Origin of the sequence: Algirhabdus cladophorae (assembly GCF_044772865.1) — a bacterium.
Taxonomy (GTDB): Bacteria; Pseudomonadota; Alphaproteobacteria; order Rhodobacterales; family Rhodobacteraceae; genus Algirhabdus; species Algirhabdus cladophorae.
Window position 1 is genome coordinate 2889106 of sequence record NZ_CP173029.1, and the last position, 15949, is coordinate 2905054.

A 15949-nucleotide genomic window follows, 5' to 3' on the forward strand; every position below is an offset into this window, starting at 1 on the left:
GGTCCTAACGAAATGCGTTAACCTATAAATTATGAGCGATAGCAAACAGCATTTCGACGAGATGCTTTTGAATTCCGATGCGGTGCGGCAACCCTATCAAGAATATCAAAAGTGGTTTTCAAAAGAAGATCCCAGTCGGTTGAGCAAAAAGTCCAAAGAGGCCGAGGCCTTTTTTCGGCGCACCGGGATCACCTTCAATGTCTATGGACAGGCGGCAGCCCAAGAGCGGCTTATTCCCTTTGATCTGATCCCACGCATAATTTCGAACCGCGAATGGACCAAACTGTCCAAAGGGATCGAACAGCGCGTCACGGCGATAAACGCCTTTTTGCACGACATCTACGGACGGCAGGAAATTTTGCGCGCAGGCGTCGTCCCCCGCGAGTTAATTGCCCAAAACGAGGCATTTACACCGCAGATGATGGGGTTTTCGCCGCCGGGCAATGTCTACACCCATATCGTCGGTATTGATCTTGTGCGAACGGGCGAGGACGACTTTTTCGTGCTCGAGGACAACGCACGGACCCCTTCGGGCGTGTCCTATATGCTGGAAAACCGCGAAACCATGCTGCAAATGTTCCCCGAACTTTTCAGCCAGAACAAAGTCCAACCCGTCAGCAACTATCCCAAGAACCTACGTCGTTCCCTTGCGGCTTGCGCACCAAAGGGGTGTACGGGCACGCCGACAATCGCCGTTCTCACACCCGGCATTTTCAACTCGGCTTATTTTGAACACTCGTTCCTCGCCGATCAGATGGGTGTGGAGTTGGTCGAGGGGCACGATCTGCGGGTCGTTGATGGGCGCATAGCCATGCGCACCACAGAAGGTTACAAAGTGATCGATGTGCTCTACCGGCGCGTTGATGACGACTATTTGGATCCGCTGAACTTTGATCCAAATTCAATGCTTGGCGTTCCGGGCATCATGGATGTTTACCGCGCGGGCAATATCACAATCGCCAATGCCCCCGGCACCGGGATCGCTGATGACAAGGCAATCTATTCGTTCATGCCCGACATCGTCGAGTTTTATACCGGTGAAAAGGCCCTTTTGAAAAACGTGCAAACTTGGCGCTGTTCTGAACCAGATGCCTTGGCCTACGTCTTGGACAATCTGGCGGATCTGGTGGTCAAAGAAGTGCACGGATCGGGCGGCTACGGAATGTTGGTGGGCCCTGCGGCCAGCAAAAAGGAAATCGCGGCCTTTGCCGCCAAGCTGCGCAAGACCCCCGGCAACTATATCGCCCAGCCCACATTATCGCTGTCGACTGTTCCTATCTTTGCCAACAAAGGCCTCGCACCGCGGCACGTGGATCTGCGCCCCTTTGTTTTGGTGTCGCCGAAGGGGATCAACATCACGCCCGGTGGGCTTACCCGTGTCGCTTTGAAACAAGGGTCGCTGGTGGTCAATTCCAGCCAGGGCGGCGGCACAAAAGACACTTGGGTTTTGGAGGACTGACGCAGTGCTTGGCAAAACAGCAGGTGGCCTTTATTGGATGTTCCGGTTTCTTGAGCGCAGCGAAAACACTGCGCGTTTGATCGAAGCAGGATTTCGTATCGCCCTGACCCGATCCCAAGACACAACCGCAGAATGGAAATCTGTCGTTGCCACGGCCGGTGTCATGGACGGCTATAACGCCAAATACGATAGCTATGACGCCAGCACCTTGGTCGACTATTTGCTGCGCGATCCATCAAACCCGTCCAGCGTGTTTTCAGCCTCGGAAAAGGCGCGCACGAATGCGCGATTGGTGCGCACAGCACTGACGACCGAAGTGTGGGAGGCGGTGAATGAAAACTGGATGTCGCTCAAGCAATTGCTCAAGCGGCCAGTGAAAGAAACCGACCTGCCTGCGATTTTGGGCGAAATTAGGCGCCAGACGGCATTGGTGCGCGGTGCTTTGCATGGCACGATGATGCGCAACGACATCTATGATTTTGCGATGATTGGCACAGGCTTGGAACGGGCCGACAACACCGCCCGCATTATCGACGTCAAATACTACACCTTGCTGCCCTCGGCCAGTTTCGTAGGTTCACCCCTAGACAATGTCCAATGGGAAACCATCCTAAGATCCGTCTCGGCCCACCGCTCGTTTCGGTGGCTCAACGAAGGCGATATGACCTCGGCCAATATCGCAGAATTCCTCATTTTGGACTCGCGGTTCCCACGGTCCTTGGCATTTTCCAGCCGCATCATCGAAGAAAACCTGAACTTTCTGGCGAAAGACTACGGCACGCGGTTTAAATCCCATGACATGATTGATGCCCAACGCGAAAAGCTGCGACAGCACACGATTGCGTCGATCTTTGAAGAAGGGCTGCACAGTTTCATCATCGATTTTATCCGTGAAAACAACGCGATCGGCATGCAGATCGAACAAGATTACCAGTTCATCGGGTAAGGAGTGTCATGAAACTCAAGATCAGTCACACAACGACCTACAGCTATGATGCCCCTGTCAATTACGGCCTGCAACAGTTGCGTCTAACGCCAGTATCCTCGCCACAGCAACGGGTTTTGGACTGGTCCGTCGCCATTGATGGCGGCGCGCCCGAGCTGACGTTCAATGACCAGTACAAAAACCACACCACGCTGGTGCAAGTAAACACTGGCACCACCTCTGTAGCAGTCACAGCCTCTGGCGAGGTAGAAACGCTGTGTTCCGACGGGGTCTTGGGCAAAGTCTACGGTGCTGCCCCCCTATGGCATTTCTTGCAAGACACACCGCGCACCACAGCAGGGCGCAATGTCAAAACACTGGCCAAGACCGTTCAAACCGGTGACGCAGCCCTTACCAGCCTGCATACACTGTCTGCCCAAATCATCGAGGCCGTGCCTTATGGCCTGGCCCAAACGGACGCTGCCACCACTGCCGAAGACGCCTTTTTGGCAGGCAAGGGCGTCTGTCAGGACCACGCGCAGATTTTCATAGCTGCCGCGCGGCATGCGGGGGTCCCCGCACGCTATGTCAGCGGTTATCTGATGATGAATGATCGCGTGGATCAAGACGCCAGCCACGCCTGGGCCGAGGCTCATGTGGACGGTCTAGGTTGGGTCGGGTTTGATATCTCAAATGGTATTTCACCCGATGAACGCTACGTTCGTATGGCCACTGGGCGCGATTCACGCGATGCAGCCCCAATAACGGGAATGCGTGTTGGCGCAGGCTTGGAATCGATGATTGTATCCTTGCAAGTTCAACAATAGGTAATCCCTGGGCCCTATGATGAGGGCGTGCGTCAACACTGGAACGACTATATGACTTATTGCGTAGGCCTGAAACTGAACGACGGTCTTGTTTTTATGTCGGACACCCGCACCAACGCGGGGCTGGATAACTTTTCCATCACCAAAAAGATGTTCACATACGAAGTTGAAGGCGAGCGGGCGATTACGTTGATGACAGCTGGCAATCTGGCGACCACTCAGGCGCTGATCAGCCTACTGGAGGAACGCAGCAAAGCCCCTTCGGAACGCAATCCAACGATCCTTGAGCAACCCACCATGTTCCAAGTGGCGCGGCTGGTTGGATCAACGTTGAAGGAGGTGATTGAGGACAGTCGCCTCGAAGGCCAGACATCGACCTCCAGCTTCAAGGCATCGGTGATTTTGGGTGGTCAAATCAAAGGCGGCGCGCCCACCTTGTTTTTGATCTATCCCGAGGGGAATTTCATCGAAGTCACGGATGATGCCCCGTTTTTCCAGATCGGCGAGACGAAATACGGCAAGCCCATTCTCGTGCGCGCCTATGATCCCGAGATGAATTTTGAAGATGCTATTCGTCTGCTGACGGTGTCGTTTGATTCAACGATCAAGGCTAATTTGTCCGTCGGCCTGCCCTTGGATTTTCACATCTATGCCCAAGACAGTTTTGCCGTTGGCGCCCATACCCGTATCGAGGCTGACAACCCATATTATGCCTCTATTTCAGAGAGTTGGGGCGACGCGCTCAGCAACGCTTTGGCCCAGTTGCCCAGCTATACGCTGGACCCGTCCTAGACTTGCGGCAATAGCCCGGCGTCCTGCAACCGGTTGTGTATTCTGGCGCCCGTTGCTGCTGGGACAAAATGCTCGGCGCGATGTCGTACTTTTTGCGACATTTCCGCATGGAAATCATCGTCATTTGTGAGATCGCGCAACAGCGTTTCGGCCTCCTGTTGGCTTTTGTAAATGCCAGGATAATCACCTAACTGTTCGATCCTTACAGGGTTGATCCGGGTAACAATTGGCACGCCAGAAGCCATCGAATCCAAAATTTTCCCTGATCCCAAAAATTCTGAATCCGCGCAATATTGTCCCAAGGTACCACGACACGTAGACAGTGCATTTGGCATATCAGTATAGTCAATCGACCCAAGGTTTATTGCGTTTTTAGGCAGTCTAGTCCGAATGCTACCGGCCAAGACACTCATCGGGGAACCTACATCTTTTGATGTTTCCTGAAGAGTTTGAACGCTGTCCAACAGTTCAGAGGGGAGGGTTTCATCCGAAATTCGGCCAAAAAAGCCAAAAGCCTTGGCACCGGTCATTTGAGTACGCCAGTAAAACTGCCGCTTTGAATTGGGGGGCTTCAAGAACATTGGATCAAGGGTTTGCTGTACGTTTATAATCGCATCTGGCCTGATCACTGCGTCCGGATACCACTTGGCTAACTGAGCGCGGGCCTTGTCAGACGTGGGATGCGCCAAAAGCAACTCACGCCAAGCGTCTGTCGTAACGATAAGCCCATCAATTTTTCCAAATGTATCAGGGTCATAAGGATAGGCCATTGTGACTTTGGGATGCGGCAGCGACTTCAAAAGCGAAGGATTGGCACGCACGTAATAGAGGTCGTAATTACGCGATGGCGGGTTCAATCCCGCAGGATCCCCAATTTGGCCAGTAGACCAATCAATCAAGGTATCGTTGTAATACACATCCGCGAAGGACGACAACGAACGATAGAACCTAATCTCATTTATCCGGTCGCCTGAAATAGGCTCAAGGACGTTTCGGTCAGAAAATTGACAAAAGATTTTCGGTCTGCGGGATGTCATGTAGGCCTCTAAATTTGGCTTGGTGGCCCCGTCTTGGAGTATCAAAGAGCAACCACTGTTTAATCTTCCACAAATGCGTACTATGAGAAAGTGGATTCCATTCTAGAAAGAATTTATCACTATGCGCCCAGTTTATTTTTCGGGATTGCTCAGTCAATTATTTCAAAAGCTTATCAACAAAAAGAACTACGCGCAGGCCAAAAAAGCCCGGGGCAATTTTAAAAAACAAGTTTCGGCAAACAACTTAAAGGCGGGTCTTGGAACCTTTGTTGAAGCCGTCACTTTTTGCGATACAATCGAGAAAATGAGTAATCCTGCGCTTAAGTGTTATCGCAGATTGGCCGCTCAGGATGGGATGAGCACGATCGATCCAGTGGGACTCGATCGGCTTGAAGCTTTGTATAAAAAAAGTAGCACTTTGAAGTTTGTCACCAAAGCGCGGCTGGAAAACTACATGGTCGTCTTGCTTATTTTGGGCAAAACACAAGATGCATTTGCCATTCTTGACCGGATCGCCAACAAACAGCTTCACGCAATGGGTCAGGGTTTTACCAAAACCGCTATGACACTTTTGTTTCGCCATCACGTCGTGTCGAGTGATTTTGAACAGTATTTCAATATTGCCAAAAAACTAGATTTAGGCCCGAGCGAACTTCTTAGTCTAAGCCTCGAGAATACACTAAAAATTGGGACCGACGATCGCAGCGGCAAACCTATGTTGCAGCCTTCTGTGTTTCAAAAATTCACTCAAACGCGCCCAGAAGCGGGCAGTATCTTTGATCGGCTTCCACCGGAGTCACAGGAGGTGATCAAGGGCTATCAAGTCACCCCAGAACGTGTTTTTGCAGCCCCCATCAACCGTCCCAAGCGCATCCTGTTTTTCACAAACAACTGGAATTTCTTAGATCAGGTTTCCGATGTTTTCATGGAACAAGGATATGAGGTTCGTTTTCTGGACTATCGCTTTGTCAAAGAGGCTATCGCCCAAAAGAAAAAGTCAGCCGGCACACAGATTTTGAACAAAGCGAAAGGCTGGAAGCCAAGCGGGTTTACCCCGGCGCAACTGGCGGATCAAAACCCAATGGTCGCCGAGTTGTTTGAATGGTGCGATGTCGTGTTTTGTGAGTGGTTGAATGATGCTGCAACCTATCTGTCACTTTATGCTCCGCAGGATAAAAAAGTCGTGCTGCGACTGCACAGCTACGAGGCTTTTGTCGCGCACCCCTATCTTGCAAACCTACAACGTTTTGATGGCATAGTGTTCATCGCTGATCACATTCGCGAAGTGTTCAAGGCCGTTTTGGGTGACGAGCTTATGCCAAACTGTCCAAACACGGTTATTGCAAATCTGCGTAACCTGCCCGCCCTACATCCCGCCCAGCGCACGTCGTCCGCCCTCAAAACCCTGGGGATGACTCAATATGCATCCGAAAACAAAGATCCAATGTTTGCGCTGGATATATTGGACGAGCTGCGCAAATCAGATCCCGATTGGCGTATCCGGTTTGTTGGTACTCCTTGGGCCCCAAACGCGAGCGATGCTGCGTACGGTGCTGAATTTCTGGCGCGCGCCAAGGCCTTGGGCGATGCCGTGATTGTGGATGGGTTTACTGATAATATTCAGAATTGGTACGCTCAAATCGGGTTTATCCTGTCGACCAGTCACCGGGAAGGCAGTCACGAAAGCCTTGTTGAAGGGATGTTGACCGGTGCTGTTCCAGTATTGCGAAACTGGCCCATGGTCGCCCCATACGGCGCACCCCAAACAGTCTTTCCTGACTTACCCTCAATTAACACAGCAAAAGAGGCCGCCACATTGATACTGAACGCGTCCAACGCAATGGATCTGGCCGCAAAGCATGCGATAGACTATGCTAGCAATGCTGTGCAAAATTCGGGCTCAAGGGCACAAATCGTCGAATTTGTCGACCAAGTCCTGGCAAAGGCAGAGTAAAATTATGCAGATCACATCAGTAAAATGGGGCGCGCAATGAAGGTCCTTGTAACCGGTGGTGCTGGATATATCGGCAGTCATATCGCGCTGTGTCTTTTGGATCGTGGCTACAAAGTCGTGATCTTGGACAATCTGACAACCGGTATTGCGTCAAACATTCCCAAAGGGGCCGCTTTCTATCAGGCTGATATTGGCGATGCTGCCGCTCTTAGAGGTATTTTACGAGATGAAAAACCAACGTCCGTGATCCACTGTGCTGGGGCCACTGTCGTGCCCGAAAGTATGCTGGACCCCGTGAAATACTATCAGGCGAATGTCTCTACCGCGACGGCCTTTTTGAATGAAACAGTTTTAGCCGGCGTTCAAAACTGGCTTTTTTCGTCAACGGCTGCTGTGTATGGCAATCCAAAAACGGACAAAGTCGCCGAGGACCATAGCTTTGCGCCACTCTCGCCTTATGGGCACTCAAAATTGATGTTCGAACAGATTTTGGTGGACGTTTGCAGTGTGCACAATGTCTGCCATGCCGCTTTGCGGTACTTCAATGTCGCAGGAGCAGATCCACAGGGACGCAGCGGGCAATCAACTCCGAACGCTACGCATTTACTTAAAGTCGCCGCCAAAGTTGCCGTGAGCAATGCGGGTGTTTTTGAAGTTTTTGGTACGGACTACAACACCCCGGATGGCAGCTGTGTGCGCGATTTCATTCATGTTTCGGATCTTGCTGAAGTGCATGTGGAAACACTGGAACATATGACGAAACACCGAACGCCGTTGACTATGAATTGCGGCTATTCCAAAGGGTATTCGGTATTAGAGGTTCTGGCAGAGGTGCAACGACAAAGCCATGACTTTGAAGTTGTATATTCAACGCGGCGGGACGGGGATATCGGCAGCATTGTCGCCAACTCCGATGTGTTGACCAAGACTTTGAATTGGACACCCAAACACAATAGTCTCGAGGTAATTGTCCGCGATGCGTTATTGTGGGAACGCAACATCTTGGCCAATTCAGCTTAATCCTCCCCCCTTGATGATCTAGAGACCCATCATCAAGAGGGGTGATTTACCTAAGTTACTGGTTAAAACACAAACGCATCGGCATCCAAGGTATTCGCGTCGAAGTCTTCCAAGGTAATCACGTCGGACCCACTTGCGAATGTGATCACGGTGTCGGCACCATTTTGGTCAATCGTCAGATCACCAAAGCTATCGGCCCTGTTATGGCTGGACAGATCAATGAAATCTGCCTCTGACAAGTCAAAGTCAGCAATGGTATCAGCCCCTTGGTTGGAGAGGAAAACGAAGGTATCGGCCCCTGCCCCGCCTCTAAGGACATCGTCCCCGGTCCCGCCCACAATTGTGTCGACACCGTTGCCACCGCGTAAATCATCGTTGCCTGCGCCACCGCGCACTTCATCCGCGCCAGACCCCGCAAAGACCACGTCATTGCCCGAGCCACCGCGAATATCGTCCGCGCCAAAACCACCAAAGATCGTGTCAGCCCCGTTGTCACCAAGGATCGTGTCGTTGCCGTTCCCACCGCGCAGCTCGTCAGCACCACTTCCACCGTTGATCTGGTCGTTCCCGCCAAGCCCGTCGATTTCGTCAGCAGCCCCCGTGCCCTCCAAAACATCATCGCCTTCGGTTGGGGTGTTGGCCGTACCCAACAGATTGGGAATGTTAAACACGCCATCATCAAAGCTCACGAGTTCAATATTGGTCAGGGTGTCGGTCTGACCACTGAGATCTGTGATGAGGATCTCGCCATCTGCGCCTTCTTCGGCGATGAAATCCTCGCGAAGCCCAACAAATACAGCCGTGTCGATCCCAATACCGCCGTTGAGGATATCCACGCCAGAACCACCGATCAGCGTGTCGTCACCGTTGCCGCCGCGCAGGTAGTCGTTGCCGCGTGCGCCATCAATTATGTCGTTGCCTTTGCCGCCATCGATTGTGTTGTTGGCCACGTTTGCAACAAACACATCATCAAAGTCTGACCCAATAAGGATTTCGATGTTCGAAAGACTATCGCCTTGGGCATCGCCGCCTGTACCGCTTGCTGCCCCATTCACGCCATTATCGATTGTTTCCCAGATTACCGAAACACCTGCATCAGAGCTTGCGTAGCTGACCGTATCAATGCCGCTGCCACCGTCGATTTGGTCGGCCCCAAGGCCACCCACCAACATATCATCACCGGCGCCGCCTTCTAGGGTGTCATCCCCGGTGCCACCAAAAAGGCTGTCTTTGCCGTCGCCGCCAAAGATGTCGTCATTTTCTGTACCACCGTCAATGGTGTCTTGCCCATCACCGCCCAAAATCCTGTCAGCACCGGCTTGGCCAAAGATCTTGTCGTTACCGCTGCCCCCTTCGATCGTGTCAGCGCCAGAACCAGCCTTGATGGTGTCCTTGCCACTGCCGCCTTTGATGTCGTCGAGGCCTTCACCAGCCCGCACGTTATCCGCGCCAGCCCCCCCTTCAATGGTATCGTTGCCTTGGCCGCCGACAATCGTATCCTCGCCATCCCCGCCAAAAATCGTATCCGAGGCATCGCCGCCAAAGATACTGTCGTCACCGCTGTCACCAGAAAGCGTGTTAATGCCTGTGATCCCAAAGATCGTATCGTCGCCCGAGCCGCCAAAGACGTTATCGTTGCCCAAGCCTGCGGTCAGTTCATCCTTACCGCTGTCGCCATTGAGGAAGTCATTACCAGCGCCACCAAAAATGACGTCTTGACCTTCATTGCCCGAGATCGTGTCAGCATCTGCGCCGCCATCGATGGTGTCTTTGCCTTCACCACCAAAAATTTCATCCTCGCCGGTGCCACCGAAAATTGCATCATTCCCTTTGCCACCAAAGATTTCATCGTCGTCGGCATCACCGTGCAGCGTGTCATCCCCTGCGTCCCCAAAAAGGATGTCTTGGCCGTCACCGCCATGCAGCGTGTCGGCATTGGGCACATCCGTATCTTCGGGGATACCCAGACTACCGCCTCGCAACACATCATCGCCGTCGCCCCCAAAGATCAAGTCCTCGCCCGCCCCACCAGACAGGCTGTCGTCATCATCGCCACCATCGATTGTGTCATCACCGGTGCCGCCGAAAATAGTGTCATCGCCTTCGTTGCCAAACAGCATATCATCGCCATCCAGGCCGTTGATCGTGTCGTCGCCGTCACCGCCGTCAATCACGTTGACGCCCGCATCCCCAGACAACAGATCGTCGAACACACTGCCGATGAGGTTTTCGATGGAAATCAGAGTGTCGCCCTGGGCAAAACTACCGATGCCTTGCCCAAGTCCCGTGGTCAGGTTTACGTTCACTTCAGACTCGCTGAATGTGTAGTTGGCAGTATCGATCCCTTCACCGCCATCCAATTCATCCGCGCCTTCGCCACCATCAAGGGTGTCATTGCCCAAGCCACCCTTCAGAATATTGGCCTCGGAGTCACCGGTAAGGTTGTCGTCAAAATCCGTGCCAATGATCCCTTCGATATTGTCATAGGTGTCGCCCTCTGCATCGCCCGTGTTTTGCGAAGGATCATCGAGGCTGGCCGTGACACCGGCGCCAGCCCCCTTGAACGAGACGAAATCGAACCCGTCACGCCCATCGATTGCGTCAGCGCCTGCGCCGCCCTCGATGGTGTCGTTGTCGACCGTGGCCGCAAAAGTCTCGTCCGCATCAGTCAGCACGATATCCAGTGCCTCTGTCGAAAGGATCTGTGTCTTGATCACACCGCCATCAAAGAACGACACGGCAACCAATCCATTTTCCAACAGGGTCGCAACAGGACGTTCGACATTGCCCGAAGCCAATTGTAGATCGCCGCCAATCTCGTTGCCCTCTGCATCATAGCGGCTGGCGAATGTCCGGCTGGTCCCATTTTCGCGGTCCAAGAAAATCAAAAAGCCACCGTCAGGCAAAGCCAGCAGATTGGGGTCGCCATTTTGATCTGATCCATTGGTAATAGAGATCGTCGGTGCCTTGCGTTCGGTGCCATCGTCATTGAAGATTTGGAAAAAGACGTCCCGGTCTCCGTCAAAGCCGCCATAGGCCACCACATACCCCCCGCCGATCAAGGCCTCGACGCGAACCTGAAAGATATTTTGACCCGAAGCGACAACGTTCTGTTGCAGGATCAATGTGCCATCTGGCGCACGGATCACCATCTCGAATGTATTGGTCGGTCCGTTGAGATCCAAAATTGTGATCGAATTGCCATTGGCCAATAGATCCGTAGCAAGCCCTGCATCTGCGTCAGCGACAGTGTCCGTTTGTGCGACTTGGGTAAAGGCACCACCGACAACGGCCCGGTTTTCAACCAATTGCGTTTCAGATGTGGTTACATTTTTAAAGCTGAACGTTAATTCAGCAAAGGTCGACCCCGCGAGGTTAAGGTTTACGATCTCCCCCGCGCCATCTGCAAAAACCTGCGACAGATCATTGGTGATAAATGCAGCGCCTTCACTGATGTTAAAGGACTGGACCACAGCGCTTGTTTGGCCATCGACCGTTGCCTTGTAGGCCAAAACCAAGTTGTTACCTTGCACAGCAGCAATATCAAAGCCGCCGTCCAGTTCAAAACCCGCTAGATCAAAGTTTGCTTCGTCGCCAATTTTGTTTCCAAATTGATCAAAATGCTGAAAGAACACTTGCCCGTCTGTACGATAGACCGTCACAAATGATCCATCAGACAACGTAGCAACAAAGGACTGCTGGCTTAGATCCGCGGTTGTTTGGCTTGCGATTTGCGCTTCCACAGAGATAAGGGCGTTGGTGACTTCAGGCATGGGACAAACTCCAGTTTTATCTACAATCAGCCAATGACCTCATTGGCTTTCAAAGAGTTGGTCGCGCGGTTTAACCAAATGGTTTAATTTTTTATTTGCCATGTTTGATTTTTTTCATCTGTCGTCCGAGACCGAAAAAAGGCCCAAGCGCTGGGGTTCGCTTGGGCCTTGGGACGTGGGGTTTCATCACCCTACGGGATTAACCTTGAACGGTGATTGACCCCTTCATGCCGGGGTGAAATTCGCAAAAATAGGGGTAACGCCCCGCGGTTGAAAATTTCAAAGTAGCCTTGGACCCTTTGCGCAAACGTCCAGTGTCAAACGCTTTAGAATTGGCTGTCGCCGTGTGCGGTGCACCGTCTTGGTTAACAAATGTTACTGTGTCGCCTGCGTTGACCGTCAGGTTTTTGGGCGAAAACGAATGCCCTTGGATTGTGACGGTATGTTCAACTGAATGGCCCGCTGCAAAGGCAGATGCCCCAGTAAGAGTTGCAGCGGTTGTCGCAAAGGCCAATGCCCCAAAGGCGCGGCGTGTCATATCTGTCATGTCATAGTCTCCTTGGTTGGGTTTCTTGTTTAGGTCTCTGGGGCTTTGTCGCGCCAACTCCAAAAAAGGTTAAAAAAAACATCAGCAAAAATTTTGCAGGGCCAAATTGGCGCCGTGCTCCCTTGTCAGACTCGCCTTTAAGTGCAACAGATTCAAAATAGAACAAATGGTCAAAAAACTGGAAAATAGGGCCTCATCCAGACATGCACAGCGATACCGATCTGATCGAGCAGATTGCAAAAGGCGATACGACAGCGATGAAAGTGTTCTTTGAGCGCCATCAGCCCGCGTTATTTGCGTTTTTAAGGGGTCGTGGGGCAGATGCCCAGATGGCCGATGATGCTGTGCAGGATGCAATGTTGGACGTATGGCGTACGGCCAGCACATTCCAAGGCCGCGCCAATGCCAAAACATGGCTCTTTACGATCGGGCGCAACAAAATGATCGACCGGCAACGCAAATCAGCCCGCCTGAGCATCGTTGATGATATCCCCGAGACTGTCGATGACAGCCCCTCGGCCGAAGCGGTTTTGATGGCGTCAGAGGATGCAAACCGGGTAAAAAATTGCCTTAGTAAACTCAAACCACACCATTTAAACGTGATCCGTTTAGCCTTTTACGAAGATATGACATATGCACAAATCGGCACCCTTGAGGACGTACCCGAGGGCACAATTAAAGCGCGGATTTTCTATGCCAAGAAACTGTTGCTGCGCTGTTTAGGACGCCGTAGCGCCTAACTAATCTGCCAAAACCTCGTCCGTTAAATCCGTCCGCGCCCGCAGCACCTCAAATGCAGCGTCGCGACTGGCTGCATCCACAAACGCCACGCGGTAAAGACCGATGGCACTGGGGCCACTGATGATCGTGCCATCAAGCTGCATCAGGACTTCACTGATCTGGCCAAGCTCGGCATCTGCGTCAAAGGTCACTTGCAGTCCAAAGGCAGGCTCTTCGATCGAAGCCGGCAAATAGCCTGTGCCCTGCGGGGTTATCAGCGTGCTCTGCACAAGTTGCCAGCCAATAACAGCCGCCACTGCAATCCCTGCGGCCTGTAATAGGCTCAGGCGAATTGGACGATTGGTGTTGGCAGGTTTTCCAGTCGATTGCGCCGGGATTTGCGCCGCAATCGTTTTGGACAAGCGGTCCCAGCCATCTTGGGGCATATCCAAAGGCGGTTCGGCCATGACGTTTTTTACCATGCGCAAAGCGGCGACTTCCGCAGCCAAGTCTGGTGAGTTCGCTATAGCGATTTCAAAATCTGCGACGTCCTGTGGGCTGAGGCTGCCTTGCAAATAAGCCAGTATGATGTCGTCTTGATCCATCGTTTAAATCCTTGCAGGTCTTAGGCCGATTTCCGCACGTTACCGTATAATTGGCCTATCCTAAAATCGTTGGCGTTGTCACTGTGTCGTTGCAGGTCTGTGTATGGTTGAAAAAAAGTTCAACCATTTTGACGCCCGGGCGACCAATAGGAAAGCGCAAAGGAAATTGGACGATGACACAGACAACAAAACCCACGCTCTTCGCTCTGAAACGCAAGTTTATGGCGGTGGCCTTGTTTGCCACTTTGGCCGGATGCGGCTTGGCCCCCTATGCGGTCAATTCGCAAGCAGGCGCGCCTGCGCTGGCTGAAACTGGCAGGGTCTACGCCCTGACCCCGGATGCCGATGGGCCGGAAAACCTGCGTCGCTCGGCGCAGGATCTGGGATATGAACCAGACACAGCCATCAATCTTCCCGCCCTAGGATTGGTCATGGTTCCGGTTGATATCCCGCAAGATGTCACAGGTAAGCAGGCGATTGACGCCCTTGAGGATGCTGTTCCAGGATCAACCGTCGGGGTCAATCATGCCTATCAATTACAAGCGACAGCCGCGTCTACAGATCGCCGGACCTTTGCCAATAGTCTGATCAATTGGCCAACAGGCGGGTGCCGCGCGGTAACGGCAATTGGCCTTATTGATGGCGGCGTTGCACAGAATGCTTTGTCTGAGGGCGATACAGTGCTCAACCGACGTAATTTTGTTGAACCAAGTGCCGGTGGGCTGCGTCATGGCACGGAAACTGCCAGCGTTTTGGCCGATCCGTCGCGCATGAAAAACGTCGTGCTTTATAGTGCCAATGTGGTGACGCGCGACAAAGACGGGTTTGATCAGGCTGGTGCGGCCAGCATCGTCGAGGCACTGAATTGGTTGGTGGCAAGCGGCGTGCGCGTGGCCAATGTCTCGCTTGCTGGTCCGCCGAACAAGCTCTTGGCTCAAGCCGTTGACGCTGCCTCGGCACGAGGGTTGGTTTTGGTGGCAGCCGCCGGAAATGACCGCCGCGTAGCGGCCTTGCAATATCCCGCAGCCCTGCCATCTGTCGTGGCAGTCACAGCCGTAGATGCCCGCCAAAAAATCCATCCAACAGCCGTGCGCGGCGGGCATATCGACTTTGCAGCACCGGGCGTGGATATTTTTGTCGGTGCACAGGACACAGGGCGATTTGTCTCCGGCACCTCATTGGCCGCGCCTTTTGTCAGCGCCTTGTTGGCAACCCAGACAGAGACCGATCCAAAGGTCTTGGTCGACGCCAGCGTTGATTTAGGACGTCCAGGCAAAGACAGCATTTTTGGCCATGGCCTGATCCAAGCGGATGCCGTGTGCGGCGGCTAAGACCCTGCAGCCTCGATCTGGGCTGCGATAAGATCCTTATAAAGCCTGCGGATCCTGTGAAACACAGGGCCCGCTGTACTATTCCCAATCTCGCGCCCATCGATTTCAAACACCGGTGTCTGCGCACCAAAAGTACCAGTTAAAAAAGCCTCATCCGCACCGTAGGCTTCAAGCAGGGAAAAGTTGCGCTCGAACACCGCAATTTCATTGGTACGGCACAGATCAATCACTTTCTGGCGGGTGATCCCGTTCATGCAATAATCACCTGTTGAGGTCCAAACAGCGCCATCACGCACAATAAAAAAGTTGCACGCATTTGTCGTGTTAACAAAGCCAAACGGATCTAGCATCAGGGCCTCGTCTGCACCGGCGCGCAGTGCATGATTGAGTGCGATGATACAGTTCAGCTTGGAGTGGGAATTTAGTTTTGCATCTTGGGTCAAAGGCAGACCACGATGATGCGGCACCGTGTGCAAGCGGATACCACGGGTGATGACACTGTCGTCGGGCCTTGAGTGTTCGGCAATAATCACCACAGTTGATCCAAAGATGCTGAGGTGCGGATGTTGGAACGGTTTGCGTTTGCGCCCGCGTGTGATCATGACGCGCAAATGCACGTCTGTATGCATGGCGTTGGCGTGCAGGGTCGCCCAGATGGCCTCAACCAGCTCGGCCCGGGTCATTCCAATATCTAGGTCGATGAACAAAGCCGCTTCGAACAGGCGGTCTAGATGCGCATCCAGAAACGACAAAACTCCGTCATACAAACGCAGCCCCTCCCAGATACCGTCCCCCAACATAAAGCCTGAATCGTAGACCGATACTTTGGCGTCATCGCGCGGTACGATCTGACCATCGACATAAATCAGGATCGAGTCGTTGCGATCATCGGCAGCGGCATCATGGGTCGAGACATGATGAGAGATGGGGGTATCAATGGGCATGGTCGGGCTTTCATT

Annotated in this window: 14 protein-coding genes; 8 read left to right on the forward strand and 6 right to left on the reverse strand. The window is 52.8% G+C overall.

The window, feature by feature from the left end; all coding sequences use genetic code 11:
• The first annotated feature begins 31 nt into the window (after window positions 1–31).
• The 4 genes from ACIRQ6_RS13930 to ACIRQ6_RS13945 are packed head-to-tail and all read left to right on the forward strand — an operon-like array spanning window position 32 to window position 4003.
• Window positions 32–1459, forward strand: a complete 1428-nt coding sequence (locus ACIRQ6_RS13930; RefSeq protein WP_420861209.1) for a circularly permuted type 2 ATP-grasp protein — start codon at window positions 32–34, stop codon at window positions 1457–1459.
• A 4-nt stretch (window positions 1460–1463) separates the two neighbouring features.
• A complete protein-coding gene (locus ACIRQ6_RS13935; protein ID WP_420861210.1) occupies window positions 1464–2405 on the forward strand; it encodes an alpha-E domain-containing protein in 942 nt (313 codons plus the stop codon).
• Window positions 2406–2413: 8 nt separating this feature from the next.
• On the forward strand, window positions 2414–3211 hold the full coding sequence (locus ACIRQ6_RS13940) for a transglutaminase family protein (RefSeq protein WP_420861211.1): 798 nt from the start codon (window positions 2414–2416) through the stop codon (window positions 3209–3211).
• A 51-nt stretch (window positions 3212–3262) separates the two neighbouring features.
• Window positions 3263–4003 carry a peptidase gene (locus ACIRQ6_RS13945; protein WP_420861212.1) on the forward strand — a complete coding sequence of 247 codons (741 nt, stop codon included), beginning with the start codon at window positions 3263–3265 and terminating at the stop codon, window positions 4001–4003.
• Here the strand turns inward: ACIRQ6_RS13945 and ACIRQ6_RS13950 are convergent.
• Both ACIRQ6_RS13950 and ACIRQ6_RS13955 read right to left on the reverse strand, forming a co-directional pair.
• Window positions 4000–5040: a hypothetical protein gene (locus ACIRQ6_RS13950; protein ID WP_420861213.1), complete on the reverse strand. Its 1041-nt coding sequence runs from the start codon at window positions 5038–5040 to the stop codon at window positions 4000–4002. The two genes, ACIRQ6_RS13945 and ACIRQ6_RS13950, sit on opposite strands and share 4 nt — an antisense overlap.
• Window positions 5041–5284: 244 nt before the next feature.
• Entirely contained in the window at window positions 5285–5623 is a 339-nt protein-coding gene (locus ACIRQ6_RS13955) for a hypothetical protein (protein WP_420861214.1), read from the reverse strand.
• Here ACIRQ6_RS13955 and ACIRQ6_RS13960 point away from each other — a divergent pair.
• A complete protein-coding gene (locus tag ACIRQ6_RS13960) occupies window positions 5603–6994 on the forward strand; it encodes a hypothetical protein (protein ID WP_420861215.1) in 1392 nt (463 codons plus the stop codon). The two genes, ACIRQ6_RS13955 and ACIRQ6_RS13960, sit on opposite strands and share 21 nt — an antisense overlap.
• 36 nt (window positions 6995–7030) lie before the next feature.
• Window positions 7031–8014 carry a UDP-glucose 4-epimerase GalE gene (gene galE / locus ACIRQ6_RS13965; RefSeq protein WP_420861216.1) on the forward strand — a complete coding sequence of 328 codons (984 nt, stop codon included), beginning with the start codon at window positions 7031–7033 and terminating at the stop codon, window positions 8012–8014.
• 62 nt (window positions 8015–8076) lie between these two features.
• Here galE and ACIRQ6_RS13970 read toward each other — a convergent pair whose 3' ends face one another.
• Both ACIRQ6_RS13970 and ACIRQ6_RS13975 read right to left on the reverse strand, forming a co-directional pair.
• Entirely contained in the window at window positions 8077–11787 is a 3711-nt protein-coding gene (locus ACIRQ6_RS13970) for a calcium-binding protein (protein WP_420861217.1), read from the reverse strand.
• 199 nt (window positions 11788–11986) lie between these two features.
• Window positions 11987–12334, reverse strand: a complete 348-nt coding sequence (locus tag ACIRQ6_RS13975) for a cupredoxin domain-containing protein (RefSeq protein ID WP_420861218.1) — start codon at window positions 12332–12334, stop codon at window positions 11987–11989.
• Between the two features lie 203 nt (window positions 12335–12537).
• Between ACIRQ6_RS13975 and ACIRQ6_RS13980 the strand changes: the two genes are divergently transcribed.
• Complete coding sequence (locus ACIRQ6_RS13980) at window positions 12538–13074, forward strand: RNA polymerase sigma factor (RefSeq protein WP_420861219.1); 537 nt, start codon at window positions 12538–12540, stop codon at window positions 13072–13074.
• Here the strand turns inward: ACIRQ6_RS13980 and ACIRQ6_RS13985 are convergent, their stop codons facing one another.
• Window positions 13075–13659, reverse strand: a complete 585-nt coding sequence (locus ACIRQ6_RS13985; RefSeq protein WP_420861220.1) for a hypothetical protein — start codon at window positions 13657–13659, stop codon at window positions 13075–13077. It lies immediately after the preceding gene.
• A gap of 173 nt (window positions 13660–13832) precedes the next feature.
• On the opposite strand from ACIRQ6_RS13985, the gene ACIRQ6_RS13990 reads away from it, so the two are divergent.
• Window positions 13833–14990, forward strand: coding sequence for a S8 family serine peptidase (locus ACIRQ6_RS13990; RefSeq protein ID WP_420861221.1), 1158 nt, complete (start codon window positions 13833–13835; stop codon window positions 14988–14990).
• Here ACIRQ6_RS13990 and ACIRQ6_RS13995 read toward each other — a convergent pair.
• A complete protein-coding gene (locus tag ACIRQ6_RS13995; RefSeq protein ID WP_420861222.1) occupies window positions 14987–15934 on the reverse strand; it encodes an aminotransferase class IV in 948 nt (315 codons plus the stop codon). The genes ACIRQ6_RS13990 and ACIRQ6_RS13995 overlap by 4 nt on opposite strands.
• Window positions 15935–15949 lie beyond the last annotated feature (15 nt).

Excerpts from the sequence above, each read along its gene's own strand:
- ACIRQ6_RS13930 (WP_420861209.1), top strand. The coding sequence starts at position 32 with ATGAGCGATAGCAAACAGCATTTCGACGAGATGCTTTTGAATTCCGAT.
- ACIRQ6_RS13940 (WP_420861211.1), top strand. The coding sequence starts at position 2,414 with ATGAAACTCAAGATCAGTCACACAACGACCTACAGCTATGATGCCCCT.
- ACIRQ6_RS13945 (WP_420861212.1), top strand. The coding sequence starts at position 3,263 with ATGACTTATTGCGTAGGCCTGAAACTGAACGACGGTCTTGTTTTTATG.
- ACIRQ6_RS13950 (WP_420861213.1), bottom strand. The coding sequence starts at position 5,040 with ATGACATCCCGCAGACCGAAAATCTTTTGTCAATTTTCTGACCGAAAC.
- ACIRQ6_RS13960 (WP_420861215.1), top strand. The coding sequence starts at position 5,603 with ATGACACTTTTGTTTCGCCATCACGTCGTGTCGAGTGATTTTGAACAG.
- ACIRQ6_RS13955 (WP_420861214.1), bottom strand. The coding sequence starts at position 5,623 with ATGGCGAAACAAAAGTGTCATAGCGGTTTTGGTAAAACCCTGACCCAT.
- galE (WP_420861216.1), top strand. The coding sequence starts at position 7,031 with ATGAAGGTCCTTGTAACCGGTGGTGCTGGATATATCGGCAGTCATATC.
- ACIRQ6_RS13970 (WP_420861217.1), bottom strand. The coding sequence starts at position 11,787 with ATGCCTGAAGTCACCAACGCCCTTATCTCTGTGGAAGCGCAAATCGCA.
- ACIRQ6_RS13975 (WP_420861218.1), bottom strand. The coding sequence starts at position 12,334 with ATGACAGATATGACACGCCGCGCCTTTGGGGCATTGGCCTTTGCGACA.
- ACIRQ6_RS13980 (WP_420861219.1), top strand. The coding sequence starts at position 12,538 with ATGCACAGCGATACCGATCTGATCGAGCAGATTGCAAAAGGCGATACG.
- ACIRQ6_RS13985 (WP_420861220.1), bottom strand. The coding sequence starts at position 13,659 with ATGGATCAAGACGACATCATACTGGCTTATTTGCAAGGCAGCCTCAGC.
- ACIRQ6_RS13990 (WP_420861221.1), top strand. The coding sequence starts at position 13,833 with ATGACACAGACAACAAAACCCACGCTCTTCGCTCTGAAACGCAAGTTT.
- ACIRQ6_RS13995 (WP_420861222.1), bottom strand. The coding sequence starts at position 15,934 with ATGCCCATTGATACCCCCATCTCTCATCATGTCTCGACCCATGATGCC.